Source organism: Streptomyces sp. NPDC054765 (assembly GCF_053612065.1).
On the sequence record NZ_JBSHBP010000107.1, the window covers coordinates 1 to 15,897 of the forward strand.

General features: G+C 71.7%; 14 protein-coding genes and 1 pseudogene. 11 read left to right on the top strand and 4 right to left on the bottom strand.

All coding sequences use genetic code 11. The features are described from left to right. Positions 1–524: 524 nt before the first annotated feature. Entirely contained in the window at positions 525–1,121 is a 597-nt protein-coding gene (locus tag ACWGJY_RS35820) for a hypothetical protein (protein ID WP_453265078.1), read from the bottom strand. Between ACWGJY_RS35820 and ACWGJY_RS35825 the strand changes: the two genes are divergently transcribed. Together ACWGJY_RS35825 and ACWGJY_RS35830 are read left to right on the top strand one after the other, a co-directional pair. Then, positions 1,102–1,332, top strand: a complete 231-nt coding sequence (locus tag ACWGJY_RS35825; protein ID WP_453265079.1) for a hypothetical protein — start codon at positions 1,102–1,104, stop codon at positions 1,330–1,332. The genes ACWGJY_RS35820 and ACWGJY_RS35825 overlap by 20 nt on opposite strands. A gap of 235 nt (positions 1,333–1,567) precedes the next feature. Next, positions 1,568–2,701, top strand: coding sequence for an FAD-dependent oxidoreductase (locus ACWGJY_RS35830; RefSeq protein WP_453265080.1), 1,134 nt, complete (start codon positions 1,568–1,570; stop codon positions 2,699–2,701). A gap of 228 nt (positions 2,702–2,929) precedes the next feature. On the opposite strand, the gene ACWGJY_RS35835 is transcribed toward ACWGJY_RS35830, so the two are convergent. Next, complete coding sequence (locus ACWGJY_RS35835; protein WP_453265081.1) at positions 2,930–3,220, bottom strand: muconolactone Delta-isomerase family protein; 291 nt, start codon at positions 3,218–3,220, stop codon at positions 2,930–2,932. A 747-nt stretch (positions 3,221–3,967) separates the two neighbouring features. Here ACWGJY_RS35835 and ACWGJY_RS35840 point away from each other — a divergent pair. Next, on the top strand, positions 3,968–4,630 hold the full coding sequence (locus tag ACWGJY_RS35840) for a TetR/AcrR family transcriptional regulator (RefSeq protein WP_453265082.1): 663 nt from the start codon (positions 3,968–3,970) through the stop codon (positions 4,628–4,630). A 233-nt stretch (positions 4,631–4,863) separates the two neighbouring features. Here ACWGJY_RS35840 and ACWGJY_RS35845 read toward each other — a convergent pair whose 3' ends face one another. Further along, a complete protein-coding gene (locus ACWGJY_RS35845; protein WP_453265083.1) occupies positions 4,864–6,018 on the bottom strand; it encodes a DUF6214 family protein in 1,155 nt (384 codons plus the stop codon). A 193-nt stretch (positions 6,019–6,211) separates the two neighbouring features. Between ACWGJY_RS35845 and ACWGJY_RS35850 the strand changes: the two genes are divergently transcribed. Next, positions 6,212–7,597 (top strand): FAD-dependent oxidoreductase, encoded by a 1,386-nt coding sequence (locus tag ACWGJY_RS35850; RefSeq protein WP_453265084.1) that lies wholly within the window; start codon positions 6,212–6,214, stop codon positions 7,595–7,597. 97 nt (positions 7,598–7,694) lie between these two features. Here ACWGJY_RS35850 and ACWGJY_RS35855 read toward each other — a convergent pair whose 3' ends face one another. Beyond that, positions 7,695–8,066, bottom strand: a complete 372-nt coding sequence (locus tag ACWGJY_RS35855) for an ArsR/SmtB family transcription factor (RefSeq protein ID WP_453265085.1) — start codon at positions 8,064–8,066, stop codon at positions 7,695–7,697. 164 nt (positions 8,067–8,230) lie between these two features. Here ACWGJY_RS35855 and ACWGJY_RS35860 point away from each other — a divergent pair, with 164 nt between their 5' ends. The 7 genes and pseudogenes from ACWGJY_RS35860 to ACWGJY_RS35890 form a co-directional block, all read left to right on the top strand. Further along, the gene (locus ACWGJY_RS35860; RefSeq protein WP_453265086.1) at positions 8,231–9,334 is read left to right on the top strand and encodes an NADH:flavin oxidoreductase/NADH oxidase; all 1,104 of its coding nucleotides are present in this window, start codon (positions 8,231–8,233) and stop codon (positions 9,332–9,334) included. 154 nt (positions 9,335–9,488) lie between these two features. Further along, on the top strand, positions 9,489–10,574 hold the full coding sequence (locus tag ACWGJY_RS35865; RefSeq protein WP_453265087.1) for a WD40/YVTN/BNR-like repeat-containing protein: 1,086 nt from the start codon (positions 9,489–9,491) through the stop codon (positions 10,572–10,574). A gap of 233 nt (positions 10,575–10,807) precedes the next feature. Further along, complete coding sequence (locus ACWGJY_RS35870) at positions 10,808–11,485, top strand: uracil-DNA glycosylase (RefSeq protein ID WP_453265088.1); 678 nt, start codon at positions 10,808–10,810, stop codon at positions 11,483–11,485. 23 nt (positions 11,486–11,508) lie between these two features. Further along, positions 11,509–12,657, top strand: coding sequence for a phospholipid scramblase-related protein (locus ACWGJY_RS35875; protein ID WP_453265089.1), 1,149 nt, complete (start codon positions 11,509–11,511; stop codon positions 12,655–12,657). Then, positions 12,650–13,678: an N-acetylglucosamine kinase gene (locus ACWGJY_RS35880; RefSeq protein WP_453265090.1), complete on the top strand. Its 1,029-nt coding sequence runs from the start codon at positions 12,650–12,652 to the stop codon at positions 13,676–13,678. Before ACWGJY_RS35875 ends, ACWGJY_RS35880 begins: the two co-directional genes overlap by 8 nt. A 94-nt stretch (positions 13,679–13,772) precedes the next feature. After that, positions 13,773–14,729, top strand: coding sequence for a sirohydrochlorin chelatase (locus ACWGJY_RS35885; protein WP_453265091.1), 957 nt, complete (start codon positions 13,773–13,775; stop codon positions 14,727–14,729). A 981-nt stretch (positions 14,730–15,710) separates the two neighbouring features. Continuing rightward, positions 15,711–15,897, top strand: a pseudogene (locus ACWGJY_RS35890) (glycosyltransferase); the annotation flags it as partial.

Here is a 15,897-nt window from a genome sequence, read left to right on the forward strand (position 1 = left end):
GGCGAGGCTTCTTCTTCCCCATGCTCTCCATGATGGACATCCTCCCGGGGCAGAACCCCTGATCTCTGATGTCCGTCAAAGCGGATCAAGCCCAGCGCGAACCATCGATGAGCACAAGTGGGCGCCCCGGTCGCAATGTATACCCGTCAAACAGCCGTGCCGCGCGGACCGCCCAGACCCCCCGACGCTGCACGTGTTGTTGTTCACCGCTGACAACCACCCGGCTGTGCCTCCTCACCACTCAGTACCTGCTCATACTCCAGCCGTAGGTCGCGATCTTGCTGATGGGGTCGGCTGAGAGACGCGTACGGCCACCGCTGATCATCGGGTGTGTGAAGACTGAAGATCGTGCGGTGGCCGCGGGTCACAGCGTAGACCCTGCCCGTCGGCAGGAGGCGTTCGAGGGCCTGACGGGGCGGATAGCGGGCCCGGCAGAAGCTGTCGGCCGGGGTCGGAGCCAAGGGACACCGCTTCCACGAGGTGGCGGAGGCTCGGACTCCTGTACTGACCGGGGCGTGCCACCTTCAGTACAGGCAGAGACCCAGGGTGGCGATCCCGGCGCCCGTCGCGGCGTTGAAGCCCGCGTCCCAAGCGAGTGTCTCGCCGTCCTGCCCGGCGGCCAGGTCGTTGGTGAGGCCGCCCGCCACGTTCCCCAGGGCACCGTTGACGCTCGTGCCGAGCATGCCGTCGCCCCGCAGAATCCGGTCGGCTGCCCCGCTGACGCGGGCGCCCTCGGCGAAGGTGGCGTCGCCCGCGGTGAACGCCGCCGTGCCGGCCCCTCCTCGGGCACCGCCCAGAAGGTCGTCCCCGACGGTCACCATCTGGCCGTGTACGGCCTGGTTCACCATGGCGCTGCCGGAGTCGGCGGCGCAGTTCGTCACGAAGCTCTCGGCGCCCTTCTTGACGAACTGCGCGCCCAGTTTCGCGCCGGTGGTGAGCAGTCGCTCCACGACGGCCGCGGTTTCCTCGATCGAGCCCGCAAACCGCTCGATCAGTGCCGCCGCCTTCTCGGCTGCTGAGGTGAAGAGCTTGACCAGGTCGACGACCTTGGCGACCCGTTCGGCCACCGCCGCGTTGGCGACAAGGCCGGAGAGGAAGCCGGTGAAGAAGGACAGGGCCATACCGGCCACCTCCATCTCGGCGATGGCCGGCGCCCTACGCGACCGTGGCACCCCGGAGCCGGCCGCGAGCCTGGCCGCCGAGACGGGAATCGCCGTGTTCAAGGTCGCCTTCACGCGCTGGATCAGCGCACCCGGTCAGCCGGACCTGCCGGACCTGCCGGGAACTCTCCGTGCGTCCTTGGGCGAACTGCGGGGCGTACTCACCGACTGAACCCCTGTGTGTGGCTGCCGCCTTCTGAGTCCCCAAGCCTCCTCCTGGCTGATCGACGCCAAGCCCCGGGGCGATCGAGCGGCAGAGCCCCGGTGTCGGTCACGTATCGGGGGCTGTCGGTCACCTGTCGGGGGTTGTCGATCCGATGGGGGCGGCTTGTCGGCGGGGTCTGGAACCTTTCCAGAGATCCTGCCGGGTGCCCATCCGGCAGGCCTGCGACACGTAAGGAATCACCATGACCACCGACGTCACGATCATCGGCGCCGGACTCGGCGGCCTCACGCTCGCCCGCGTCCTGCACGTCCACGGCATCCCGGCCACCGTCTACGAGGCGGAGCCCTCCCCGGCTGCCCGTTCGCAGGGCGGGATGCTCGACATTCACGACTACAACGGGCAACTCGCCCTCAAAACAGCTGACTTGACGGACGAGTTCCGTGACCTCATCCTGGAAGGCCGCCAGGCGATGCGGATCCTCGACCCGGACGGAACCGTCCTGTTCGACCAAGCCGACGACGGCACGGGTGGACGCCCCGAGGTACAGCGCGGCGAGCTGCGGCAGATCCTGCTCGACTCGCTCCCGGCCGGCACCGTCCGATGGGGCCACAAGGCCAGCAGCAGCCGTACCCTCGGCGAGGGCCGCCACGAGGTGACCTTCGCCGACGGCAGCACCGTCATCACGAGCCTGCTGATCGGCGCGGACGGCGCGTGGTCACGGGTCCGGCCACTGCTCTCCACCGCCACCCCCGAGTACACCGGCCGGTCGTTCGTCGAGACTTATCTGTTCGAGGGCGACACCCGCCACCCAGCCACCGCGAAAGCGGTCGGCGGCGGGTCGCTGTTCACCCTCGCGCCGGGCAAGGGGATCCAGGCTCACCGGGAGCGGGGCAGCACCCTGCACACCTACGTGGCGCTCACCGAGTCGCAGGACTGGTTCGCCGCCATCGATTTCACGGATGCCGCCGCGGCCACCGCGCGGATCGCACAGGAGTTCCGCGGCTGGGCACCGGAGCTCACCACGCTGATCACCGACTCCGACACCGCGCCGGTCCTGCGCACCCTCCACGCTCTACCGGTCGAGCACCGGTGGGACCGGGTGCCGGGGGTGACCCTGCTCGGCGACGCCGCCCACCTCGCGGCCCCGAACGGCGAAGGCGCCAACCTGGCCATGCTCGACGGCGCCGAACTCGGCAAAGCCCTCGCCGCCCACCCCGACGACATCGAGTCCGCCCTCACCGAATACGAGCAGGCCATGTTCCCCCGCAGCGCCGAAGCCGCCGCCGAAGGCATCCAACTCAACGAGCTCCTCTTCGGCGACCACGCACCCCATAACCTGATCACCGCGTTCGCCGAAGACGAGCAGACCCCGTGACCCGCCGGCCGAGGTCACCACGGTGACTGTCATCTCTTGCTCAGGTACCTCACCCGCGCCCTGACTTCCGTTCGTGGAACGGTCACCGTGACCGTTCCACGAACGCTTTCGCCCTCCGCGCTTTTCGGGCGGCCGTAGCTTGACCTGCTGTGCCGGATCGGTAGGACGCATCAGTGCGAGGGAGGAAGGGAAACGCAGAAGAAGAACGCATCAGCCGGTGCGTCGCTTCTACAGGCCCGGGTCGCTCGGATGCGGGGACAGTGGAGTCACGGTGTCCTGCCGCCACACACGCAGCGGCATCGACGCGAGAAGCTGCTCCAGTTGCCCGGCATCCTCCGCGCGGAACAGCCCCCATGTGCGCCACTCGCCGGGTGCCAAGGGCGGACGCCACAACCGCAGCAGATGCCCCTGTGCTGCCAACTCGCGCGACCGCACCGCCTCCCGGGCCCTGATCTCCGCCACGGCCTCCTCGGCCGTGCCCTGCGGAACGCTGGTCACCATGTCGACCAGGAACTCCATGACGGTCACTCCCTGTCACCACCGCGCCCGACGCAGGCGCACGCCACCAGCTGGTTCCCGCAACGATTACCAACCTGCGACGAACTCGCCACCCGAGCCGGCGCCGGCGCCGGTTCGCTCCCGGGTCATGTCGCTCGCAAGGGGCTGCTCGGTACTGCCAGCGGCTGCCCGAGCGAATTCCTCGCCCACCCCGACCTGGTCGAACGACTGCGCCTCGGCACACCGCTCAATCAGGTTCGTGGCAGGCACATGACGTACGTGGGTGGAGAGAGCGGGTATACCGACTATCCCGTGCCGGCCGCGATCCAGCGCCGAGCTGAAGCGCCCGGACCCGCCGGACGGTGACCGCCACGAGCCAGCGGCGCCCATCCACCCCGGCCACCCGGCCAACGGGCCGATCAGATTCCGGGCCGTCCGCTCCCCACGGGACATCACTGGATCACAAGATCCCGGTAGCTGACGGCTGCTTCTGACAAGCACGGTGTGGACACCGGCCAGGCTGTGGACGTTGCTACCACCGCTACGGAGAGAGATGAGCGAACCTGCATCCCGCCCTGAGCGGGGGGGCAGCCTCTTGACCTGGGGAAACGCAGGCCGCGAGGCCGCCCCCGGCCTCGTCCACGCCCGATTCGGGCGATCCCCCGCGTCGCCCGAATCAGGCAGCTTGACCGGTTTTCGTCCAAGGACGGATATCCGGAGTCATACAGAGTATATTGGCCCTGAGCCAGTCAACGCAGGAGTTACAGGATGTCCCCCCGCAGCGCATCGGTCAATGAAGAATTGCGGCGGCGGTCCCGTGAGCGGCTGCTGCAGGCAACGATCGAGCTGGTGGGAGAGCGCGGGTTCGAGGCGACGACGCTCGGGGACATCGCCCAGCGGGCGGGGGCGGCTCGGGGGCTCGTCTCGTACTACTTCCCCGGCAAACGCCAGCTGCTCCAGTCCGCCGTGCACCGCCTGATGCATCTCACGTTGCGGGCGGCCCTGAAGCGCGAGCCGCAACCGAGCGGACCGGACGCGGGGCGGGAGCTGTTGGCGCGGGCCATCGACGCGATCCTGGGGCTTGCGCATGATCATCCCCTGCTGATGCGGACCCATCTGGCGGGAATCCTGGCAGCCGACGGATTCATCCAGTGCCCTGAGCAACAGCAGCTGGCCCAGTTGCTGCGCGAGACGGTCGTGGCGTACGGCTCATCGGATCCCGACGCCGACTATCCGCTGTTGCGGGCACTGCTGATGGGTTCGGTGGTGGCGATGCTGCTGCCAGGAGCGCCGATGCCGCGGGGTCGGCTGCGTGCCGAGCTGTTCCAGCGGTACGGACTGACCTGGGAGTTGGGCGCCCCACCGGACGAGGAGCCGCCAGGCGGGACTGCCGACGCGAAGAGCGGCACGGGGGCAGCAGAGCAGGGGTAGTCCGGCCGGTCTGGGCATTTGAGCTCCCGCATCCTCACGGACTCGGCACGGTCCGTACGGCGGTCGTCGATCCCGAGGACGACACCGGGGCGATGGGGGCCGCCGCGCCGGAAGTGGTGGCGCCGGGCAATGGCAGACGCCGGCGGTGACGCACAGCAGAGAGCCGAGATCGGGCGGAGGCGGCAGCGGCAGCGGAGGCATACGGCGCCGTGCGCTCGTCCTGGCGTTGCCGGTCAGCGCTTGTTGTGACGCGGTGTCAGCAGCCCTTCGTCACGGGCGCCGGCGATCAGCCGCAATGATCTTCGGCGGTTACGGCCGGTGGCGAACATGACGGCCAGCACCGGATCGCGTCCCTCCCGCTGGGCCTGGCGGTACGCGTCCGCGGCGATCCTGCGGCGCTCACCGGCCCGCGACCGGGCGAGGACGGCAGAGCGGGCATGCTCGGACGGTGCGGCCGCCGGGGCCACCGTGGAGGCCTCCGGTGCCGTGGACGCCTCGGACGGTGTCAACTCCTCGGCCGGTGTCAACGCTTCGGCCGGCGCCGATGAACCGGACGGCGCCGGAGAACCGGACGGCGCCAATGGCGCGGAGGCCTCGACGGGCGTGGACGACACCGGCGGGGCGGGCGGGGCGGCCAGGGCGGAGGACGGTTCGACAGGCAGGTCGTGGGGTGGTTCGGCGGAGTGCTCCACGGATCGCTCGGCCGACGGATGAGCTGAGGGCTCGACGGACGGCCCGGCGGACGGCTCGGCGGACGGCTCGGCGGAGGGCTCGGCGGAGGGCTCGGCGGAGGGCTCGGCCGGGCGGCCGGTGCCGGCGCCCGCTGCCGCCCCGTGGACGGCGTCGTCACCGCCTACGACACCCGTGGTGTCTGCCGGCCTCTCCCCCGGCGCGGCCGTCTCCCGCGGCGAGTTCGATCGCGGGCCGGTCGTCCGCTCGGGCGCCGCGCCCCTTCTCGGATCCGGCTGCGGCCCGGCCGACGCCCTTCCGCTCCGCTCGGGCGAGGTGGCCGCCGGGCCGGGCTGCCGGGGTGCGGGCCGCGCCCTTCGCGGCCGGCCGGTGGCCGCGCGGAAGGCGTCGTCCAGGGGGCCTTCGATCCAGCGGGCCAGGTCGGTGAGGCCGGCGAGCGTCAGCGGCGGGTCGGCCCGTACGTCCTCGACGGTGATGCGGTCGTCGGAGACCGTCACGAGGACATCGACCCGGGCGCCGTCGGCGAAGGTCAGCCGGGCACTGCACCAGGGGCCCAGCGGATCGAGCCGGGGCAGCGGGCATCCGGCGCCACCGGGTCCGGCCGGATCGTCCGAGGCAGCGGGGTCGAGGGCGAGAGCGGTCGCGGTCGCGGGCGCGGCTGAGCCATGCGCCTGGAGCTCCCATGTGGGCCACTCCAATGGCGCGCCCTGGGCTTCATATCGGTGATTAACGGTATAAAAGTCACTTTCCGACACATTGAAAACCTAGCCCCCCGCTCACCCGGCCCAGTAGCGCGGCACGCTCATCCCACCGGGAGCAACCCCGATAGCGCATCTCCCGCCGCGCGACCGCCGGTGCGATCCTGGGGGTATCCCTCGGAAGGGGCCACTCGTGCTTCGTGTCGCAGTGATCGGTTCCGGGCCCAGCGGCGTCTACACCGCCCAGTCCCTGATCGAGCAGCAGACCGTACCGGACATCGAGGTGTACGTCCTGGACCGGCTGCCCTGCCCGTACGGCCTGGTGCGCTACGGCGTTGCGCCGGATCACGAGAAGATCAAATCGCTGCAGAACAATCTGCGTACCGTGCTGGAGGACCCCCGGGTGCACTTCCTGGGGAACGTCGAGGTGGGGGCGCCGGGGCTGGGCGTCGAAGAGCTGCGGGAGATCTTCGACGCGGTGGTGTTCTGCGTGGGTGCCGCCACCGACCGGCATCTGGGCATCCCCGGTGAGGATCTGCCCGGCAGCCATCCGGCCACCGAGTTCGTCGCCTGGTACAGCGCACATCCGAATGCGGACGCGGTCCGTTTCCCCCTTGCGGCGCGGTCGGCCCTGGTGATCGGCGTGGGGAATGTGGCGGTGGATGTGGCGCGGATGCTGTCCCGTGGCGCCGACGAGCTCGCCGCAACGGATATGCCGCAGGGCCCGCTCGGCGCGCTCGCGGACAGCCGCGTCGAGGATGTCTGGATGATCGGCAGACGCGGCCCCTCCCAGGCCAAGTTCACCACCAAGGAGCTACGGGAGCTGGGCTCCCTTCCGGGTACGGAGGTGCTCGTACAGCCCGGGGAACTGGCACTGGATCCGGCGTACCGGGACCCGGGCGAGCTGCCCGCGGCGGGGCGGCGGAACATCGAGGTGCTGCGCGGCTGGGCCGAGCGGACGGCGGCCGCGCCGGCGGTACCGGACGCGGGGACCACCGGGCGTGGGCGCCGCATTCATCTGCGGTTCTTCCTGCGACCGGTCGAGATGCTCGGGGATGCCACCGGGGTGCGCGCGGTCCGGTTCGAGCGGACGGCCCCCGACGGGCGCGGCGGAGTCACCGGGACCGGCGAATTCGAGGACATCGAGGGGCAGTTGGTGCTGCGTTCGGTCGGCTACCGAGGGACGCCGCAGCCGGGTCTGCCGTTCGACGGAACGACCGGGACGGTGCCGCATCTGGCGGGACGGGTGTTGCAGGACGGGAAGCCGCTTCCCGGTGTGTATGTGGCGGGCTGGATCAAGCGGGGGCCTACGGGGGTGATCGGCACCAACCGGCCGTGCGCGAAGGAAACCGCGTCGTCGCTGCTGGCGGACGCCCCGGTGCCGGCCGAGCGCCACGCGGACGAGGATCCGGTGACCGCGCTGGTACGGGCGGGGCAGCGGCCGGTGCCCTGGCCGGGCTGGTTGGCCATCGAGGCCGCCGAGGCGGAGTGGGGCCGCGGACTGGGGCGCGGCACCGTCAAACTGCCGGACTGGACGGGACTGTTGGACGCGGCACGCACGGCGGACCCGACCCGTTGACCCGGAGGGGGCCGGGGCGCCGCACTCCGGCCCGTCACCCGTCACCCGTCACCCGCCGACCATCGCCCGTCATCCGTCATCCGACATCCGCCGGCCGCTACTCCTCCCCGAGGCGAATGGCCTGGAGGTCCGCGGCGCGGAGGACGCCGTCGATCAGGCCGGGGAAGAGCTCTTCCAGGTCGGCCCGGCGCAGCCCGTTCATCTTGGCCGTGCCGCGGTAAAGCTGCTGGATGACGCCGTGTTCGCGCAGCACCCTGAAGTGGTGGGTGCAGGTCGACTTGCTGACCGGGAGTTCGATGTCCGCGCAGTTCAGCTCGCCCTCGGCGGCGGCCAGTGCGCACACGATCCGCAGACGCACCGGGTCGGCGAGCGCATGCAGCACATCGGCCAGCCGGATGTCCTCGCGGGCCGGGTGCTCCAGCGACCGGGAGCCCGAGGGAGCGCACGGGGAGGTCGTATCGGTCGGCATGACGGCTCCTGACTCATTCTGCGGGGCTCGGTGTGGCGTGGCGCGCCGCCCGCCCGCTCATTGTACGAGAAGCATCGTAGTTTGACATCCACCGTAGTACGATGCCTATCGTATGAGTGCGGGTCCAGCCGGCACCCGTTCGCCTTCAGGTACAGGAGCATGCCGTGAGCGCACTGTTCGAGCCCCTCACCCTCCGCGCGCTGACCGTCCCCAACCGCCTCTGGATGGCGCCCATGTGCCAGTACTCCGCGGCTCCCGAAGGCCCGGCGGAGGGGGCGCCCGGCGACTGGCACTTCCAGCACCTGGCCGCACGAGCCGCGGGCGGAACCGGCCTCATCCTCACGGAGGCCACCGCGGTGAGCCCCGAGGGGCGCATCAGCCCGTACGACCTCGGCCTGTGGAACGACACCCAGGCCGAGGCGTTCCGGCGCATCACCGGCTTCCTCAAGGCGCAGGGCACCACTCCGGGCATCCAGATCGCCCATGCGGGGCGAAAGGCGTCCACCGAGCGCACCTGGGTGGACCGGGGCGCGCCGCTCCTCCCCGGTCAGCGGTACGGCTGGGAGCCGGTCGGGCCGAGCCCGGTGCCGTTCGGCGAGGGGTTCGCGGCCCCCGCGGAGCTGACCGCGGCGCAGATCGGTGAGATCGTCGCCCAGTTCCGCGCGACGGCGCGGCGGGCGCTGGCGGCCGGTTTCGAGGTGGCCGAGATCCACGGTGCGCACGGCTACTTGATCAACCAGTTCCTCTCCCCCTTCACCAACCGGCGCACCGACGAGTACGGCGGCTCGTACGAGAACCGGACGCGGTTCGCGCTGACCGTCGTGGACGCCGTACGGGAGGTCTGGCCCGACGAACTGCCGGTCTTCTTCCGGATCTCGGCGACCGACTGGCTCACCGAGGACGAGAGCGACGAGCGCAAGGGCTGGACGGCCGACGACACCGTGCGCTTCGCCCGTGAGCTGAGGGAGCACGGGATCGATCTGCTGGACACCTCCACGGGCGGCAATGCGCCGGACGCGAAGATCGCCACGGGACCCGGATACCAGGTGCCGTTCGCGGAGCGGGTCAAGAAGGAGAGCGGTCTCGCGGTGGGCGCCGTCGGCCTGATCACCGAGGCGCAGCAGGCCGAGAAGATCGTCGCGGACGGCCAGGCCGATGCCGTGCTGCTCGGCCGTGAACTGCTGCGCTCCCCCAGCTTCGCGCAGCACGCGGCACGGGAACTGGGTGCGCAGATCACCGTGCCGCAGCCGTACCACCGGGCCGTCTGAGGCCATCTGAGGCCGTCGGGCGGGCAGGATGCGCGGCAGGAGGACCGGGGCCGCACCGTCCGACCTGCGCGGATATGGTCCGGGACGCCGTTGTCAGTGGTCGGGTGCAGACTTGCCACTGTCTGAGACAACGGCGTCCCGGAGGTGTTCCGGCATGACTGACGTACTGCTCGCGGTGGGCACGCGCAAGGGCCTCTTCATCGGCCGGCGGCGGCACGGCCACTGGGAAGTGAGCGGTCCGCACTTCCCCGCGCAGGCGGTGTACTCCCTCGCGATCGACACCCGCCGCGCCACGCCCCGGCTGCTGGCCGGGGCCGACAGCGCCCACTGGGGCCCCTCGGTGTTCCACTCCGACGACCTGGGCGACACCTGGCAGGAGCCCTCCCGCCCCGCGGTCAAGTACCCGAAGTACACCGGGACTTCACTGGAGCGGGTGTGGCAGCTGCATCCGGCCGGCCCCGCCGCCCCCGATGTGGTCTATGCGGGCACCGAGCCCGGCGGCCTGTTCCGTTCCGAGGACGGCGGGGAGACCTTCGAGCTCGTCCGGGCGCTGTGGGACCACCCGAGCCGGGAGAGATGGGTGCCGGGCGGCGGCGGACTGGCCGTCCATACGGTGATCACGGACCCGGAGGACGCCGACGCGGTCACCGTCGCCGTCTCCACGGCAGGGGTCTTCCGCAGCCTCGACGGCGGTGCCGGCTGGGCCCCGTCGAACAAGGGCGTGAAGGCGGTCTTCCTGCCGGACCAGCATCCGGAGTTCGGCCAGTGCGTCCACAAGATCGCGCAGGACCCGGTGCACCGAGACCGGCTGTATCTGCAGAACCACTGGGGCGTCTACCGCAGCGACGACGCAGGCGCGCAGTGGACCGATGTCGGTGGCGGGCTGCCCTCCGACTTCGGCTTCGCCGTGGCCGCCCATCCGCGCACGGGAGATGTCGCCTACGTCTTCCCGATCACCGCCGATATCGACCGGGTGCCGGCCGGGCACCGCTGCCGGGTCTACCGCACGGCGGACGCCGGCAGGAGCTGGCAGGCCCTGAGCGACGGGCTGCCCGACGAGGACCACTACGGCACGGTGCTCAGGGACGCGCTGTCCGTCGATGACGCCGACCCCGCGGGGGTCTATTTCGGCAACCGCAACGGCGAGGTGTACGCCAGCCCGGACGACGGTGACAGCTGGCAGCAGCTCGCCTCCCATCTGCCGGATGTGCTGTGCGTACGGGCAGCGGCCGTGGCCTGAGGACAGCGGCGGAGGGGGAAACCGGCAGGAAGGAAGAGAGAGGGAACAGGGAGAGAAGAGCGGGAGGGAAGAGCGGGAGGAAAGGAAGGAGGGCGATGGGCCGGATAACGAACGCGCGGTTGGGGGTAACGGTGCTTTCCCCGGAGGGAGTCGGGGATATTCCGCCGTTCCGGACGGGCTGGGCTCGGGCCATCGGTTGAAAGGGAGCGGGTCGGGGCCAGTAGGGTGATCCCGTGGCTGCGCGACCTCTCCAAGACATTGTCGAACCTGGCTGGGCCAAGGCACTTGAGCCCGTTGCCGGACGGATCTCCGCGATGGGCGATTTCCTGCGGGCGGAGATCGCCGCGGGGCGTACCTATCTGCCGGCCGGCAGTAATGTGCTGCGCGCCTTCCAGCAGCCCTTCGACGAGGTGCGGGTGCTCATCGTCGGACAGGACCCCTACCCCACGCCGGGGCATGCGGTCGGGCTCAGCTTCTCCGTGGCGCCGGACGTGCGCCCGCTGCCCGGCAGCCTGGAGAACATCTTCCGCGAGCTGCACTCCGACCTCGGGCTGCCCCGCCCGTCGAACGGCGATCTGACCCCGTGGACGCGCCAGGGCGTACTGCTGCTGAACAGGGCCCTGACGACGGCCCCCCGCAAGCCCGCCGCGCACCGCGGCAAGGGCTGGGAGGAGGTCACCGAGCAGGCCATCCGCGCGCTGGTGGCGCGCGGGCGCCCGCTGGTGGCGGTGCTGTGGGGACGCGATGCGCGCAATCTGCGGCCGCTGCTCGGCGATCTGCCGGCCGTCGAGTCCGCGCACCCCTCTCCGATGTCCGCCGACCGGGGCTTCTTCGGGTCGCGGCCCTTCAGCCGGGTGAACGACCTCCTGGCGCGACAGGGCGCACAGCCCGTCGACTGGAGGCTGCCCTGACCCCGGACGATAGTGTGCCTGGCATGACGAATGCGAACATCCCTGCGGGCTGGTATGCCGACCCGCAGGGCACCCCCCATCAACTTCGCTGGTGGGACGGGTCCCAGTGGACGGAGCACACCCACCCGGGACAACAGGCCGCGACGCCGGACCGGGGCCAGGCATCGCAGCCGGGGGCTCAGCCGTCACCACAGCAGCAGTCACCGCAGCAGCAGTCACCGCAGCAGCAGTCACCGCAGCAGCAGTCACCGCAGCAGCAGGCCGGCCAGCAGCCCTCGCAGCAGCAGACGTTGCAGAAATCCGCGCCGCAGCAGCAGATGCCCGAGCAGTTCGCACCGCAGCAGCAGGCGCAGGCGCCGGGCCAGGCCCCCTATCCGGGCCCGCAGCAGGGCGGCGCGCCGTACGGCGGGCAGGGCTACGGCCATCCCCAGCAGACGCCCGGCCGGCAGGCGCCCGGCCGGCCGATGCCGCAGCCCTACGGACAGCAGCCGATGCCGCAGCCGGGTGTGAACCCGGGCGCGGCGCAGCAGCAGGCGCAGCAGCAGGCCGGGGGGTCGCCCGGCGCGGGCGGCGGCAGCCTGTTCACCGAGCCGGTGCTGGTGGTCAGCCAGAAGGCCAAGCTCATCGAGGTCACCAACGAGTACAGCGTCTTCGACCAGCACGGCAACACCCTCGGCGCGGTCGTCCAGGTCGGCCAGAGCACGGCCAAGAAGGTGCTCCGCGTCGTCTCCAGCCTCGATCAGTACATGACCCACAAGCTGGAGATCCGGGATACCTATGGCCAACCGCAGCTGATCCTGACCCGGCCCGCGAAGATCCTCAAGTCCAAGGTGATCGTGCAGCGTCCGGACGGTTCGCCGGTCGGCGAGGTCGTGCAGCAGAACGCCATCGGGAAGATCAACTTCGCGATGACGGCCAACGGCCAGAAGATCGGCGCCATCAAGGCCGAGAACTGGCGCGCCTGGAACTTCGCGATCGTCGACCATGCCGACACCGAGGTCGCCCGGATCACCAAGACCTGGGAGGGCCTGGCCAAGACGATGTTCACGACGGCGGACAACTACGTCCTGCAGATCCACCATCAGCTGCCCGACCCGCTGCTGAGCCTGGTCGTCGCCACGGCCCTGACCGTTGACACCGCCCTCAAGCAGGACGCCCGCGGCTTTGGGTGAGCCCGCCGGCCGCACCCCGGGCACCCTCGGGTCCGGCCATGTCCTCGGGGTCGACTCGGGCGGTTCGGGGCTGCGGGTCGCCGTCGCGCGGGCCGATGATGCCGGGGCCCGTCCGCCGGTCGCCCGCACCTCGCCCGGACCGGTACGCACCGGCCCCGCCGGGATCGACGCGGAGCACCTGCTGTCCCGACTCCTGCCCCTTGCACGGGAGTTGGGCCGTGAAGCGGGTACGCAGGGGTTCGCCGCGGTGTGCGTGGGCGCGGCCGGTATGGCGACGCTGGGCGACGAGCTGCGTGCCCGGCTGCCCGCCGCGCTGGCCGCCGCTTTCGGGGTGCGCCGCCTCGCTCTCGCCGCGGACGCCGTGACCGCGTACGCCGGTGCGCTGGGCCAGCGGCCCGGTGCCGTGGTGGCGGCGGGCACCGGCATGGTCGCCCTGGGTACGGACCTGACCGCGAAGGGCGGCTGGCGCCGGGCGGACGGCTGGGGCCATCTGCTGGGTGACTGCGGCGGCGGTGCCTGGATCGGCCGCGCCGGGCTGGAGGCCGCGATGCGGGCGTACGACGGACGGACGGGCGGCTCGGCCGCTCTGCTGGCGCGGGCGGAAGCCGTGTTCGGGCCGGCCATCGGGCTGCCTGGCGCGCTGTATCCGCGCCCCGACCGGCCCGCCGTACTGGCCTCGTTCGCCCCGGAGGTCGGCCGCTGTGCCGCCGGGGACGACACGGTGGCCCGCGGCATTCTGAGTGCCGCCGCGGGCCATATCGCCGACGCCGCCGCCGCGGCCTGCCCGCCCGGCGCCGGTACCGCGGTGGCCTGCACCGGCGGACTGTTCGGCCTGGGCGAACCACTGCTGGCTCCCCTGCGTACGGCGCTGGCCGAGCGACTGCCGGACGCCCGACCGGCAGCCGCTGCCGGGAGCCCGCTCGACGGGGCGCTGACCATCGCCGCGGCACTGGCCAACGACCGCCTGACGCTGCCCACCGACGCGAAGTTGTTGCAGATCACACGGCCTGCGCCGGGGTAGTTCGGCATGACGCGCGGGATAAATCGGGACGGATACCTCGTCACCGAACCCTCCCTCCGCGCGGGGGTGGTCCGAACCGTTAGCATGCGGCGCCATGAGTTCCCCCACTGGGCCCGCACCTGGCTCGCCCGATTTCGACGCCGCATCCCCGAGCCCGGGAGCCGCACCCGGCCTGCCTGTACGAATGCCGCGCGCGCGGCAGTCCGGCCGCCACCGCAAGCCGGAGCCGCTCGCCGCACCCGAGGGCGCACCCGCCCTGGTGCTGGCCGTGCCCGGCACCCCCTCCGCCGCCTCGCGCAGCCTGGCGGAAGAGGTCTCCAGCATCACCCGCTCGGAGCTCCCCGGCCTCGACGCCCGGATCGGCTATGTCGATGGCGGCGACGACGAGTTCCCGTCCCTGGAGGCCGTGCTTGCACAGGCCGCCGCCGAGCACAAGGCCCGGGTGGGCGCCGACGGGCAGCCCGACCCCGGCCCCGCCGCCGTGGTGGTGCCGCTGCTGGCCGGACCGGACAGCGCCCTGCTGCGCCGGATACGCCAGGCCATGATGAACAGCGGTTCCGGCGCCGAGCTGACCGATGTCCTCGGCCCGCACCCGCTGCTCGCCGAGGCACTGCACGTCCGGCTCTCCGAGGCCGGTCTGGCGCGCGCCGACCGCGCCCGGCTGTTCACGGTCGCCACGGCCGCGGACGGCATCATTCTCGCCACCGTGGGCGGCGAGGAGGCCGTGCAGGCCGCCGGGATCACCGGCATGCTGCTCTCCGCACGGCTCGCGGTGCCGGTGCTGGCCGCCGCCCTCGACGAAGCGGGCGCCATCTCCCGTACGGCCGAGCAACTGCGCGCGTCCGGTTCACAGCAGCTGGCACTGGCCCCGTACCTGATCGGCCCGGAGATCAGCGACGGCCTTCTGGGGGCGGCCGCGGCGGAGGCCGGCTGCGCCTCCGCCGAGGCGCTGGGCGCCTACGGCGCGGTGGGCCGGCTGGCGCTGTCGAACTACGCGGCGGCGGTGGGCATCACCCTCCCGACGCAGACGCAGGGGGTGCCGGCCCGCTAGGACACTTCGGACCGGACGTCACTCGCCGAAGGGTCGTCTTCGCGCACTGCGCGGGACGGCCCTTCGCCGTGTCCGGGAACCATGTCCGGGAACCGTGTCCGGGCGCCTCGTCCGGACGCCGCATCCGGGAACCCGGTCCGGAGGCCGTAGCCCGGGGGCCTGGTCCGGACACCGCGTCCCGGGGGCCTGGTCAGGGCGGAGGCGATACGTCCCTCCAAACGCTGCGAGCGGCGCAGATGCCCCTCAGGCGGCCCGGGAGGGCGGTGACCGCGATGCAGGTGGGCTGCTGGGTCCACGTCCGCGAGAGGCCCGCGCAGGGGGCTTGCCGTACCCCTGGCGCGCCGACCGATGAGTCCAGGAGCACGGCGGCGTCCACCGTCCGGCAGAAGCCACTCGCCGGTCGCTGTGACCGAGTGCTTCAACTGGCGGGCGAGCGCCCGAGTTGGCGGGGCTGAGCGTTTCCGTCGGCGGATCTCCCTGTCGGCGACGACGATGCCGCTCACCACGAGCTTGGGCGCCGCTGAGACCGCCCGCCGCAACACCCCGACACGGCTCCGGCCGGGGCACGCAGCGATGGATCGTCGAGGGTACCTTCGCGCTCCTGCACCACTTCCGGCGTCTGCGGATCCGCCGGGGATCCGCGACGACATGCACGAAAGCCCTGCTCGGCCCCGGATGCGCGCCGATCTGCTGGAGGCGGCTCGGGTCACTGCGTCAGGAGTGCTGAGACGGCGCGCGGCCGAGGGGAGATCCTCCGGCCCCGGGGGTGATCCTCCGGCCCGGTGTAGCGCCGTACGCGGCGGGTCGCCGCTTCACGAGGAGGCTGTCCGTCCACAGGGGACGGCACACAGCAAAGGCAAGGAGATCCCACTCCTTGCCACTCTCAACCTATAGCGCACCGGGGGGCTTGCGGCAAGACCCGGGTGGTACCGCAGAATCGGCGGCCCAAAGCCGGAACCTGCAGAAACGGGGAGTTGCGAAATGCGTGTGTTGTTGTCGACATGGGGGTCGCGCGGGGACGTCGAACCGCTGGCGGGACTGGCGGTGGCGCTGCGGGAACTCGGTGCGGAGGTGCTGGTGTGCGCGCCGCCGGACGAGGAGTTCGCGGCGCTGCTGGCGCGGGTCGGCGTGCCGCTGGTGCCGCTCGGCCCGACGGTGCGCTCGGTGG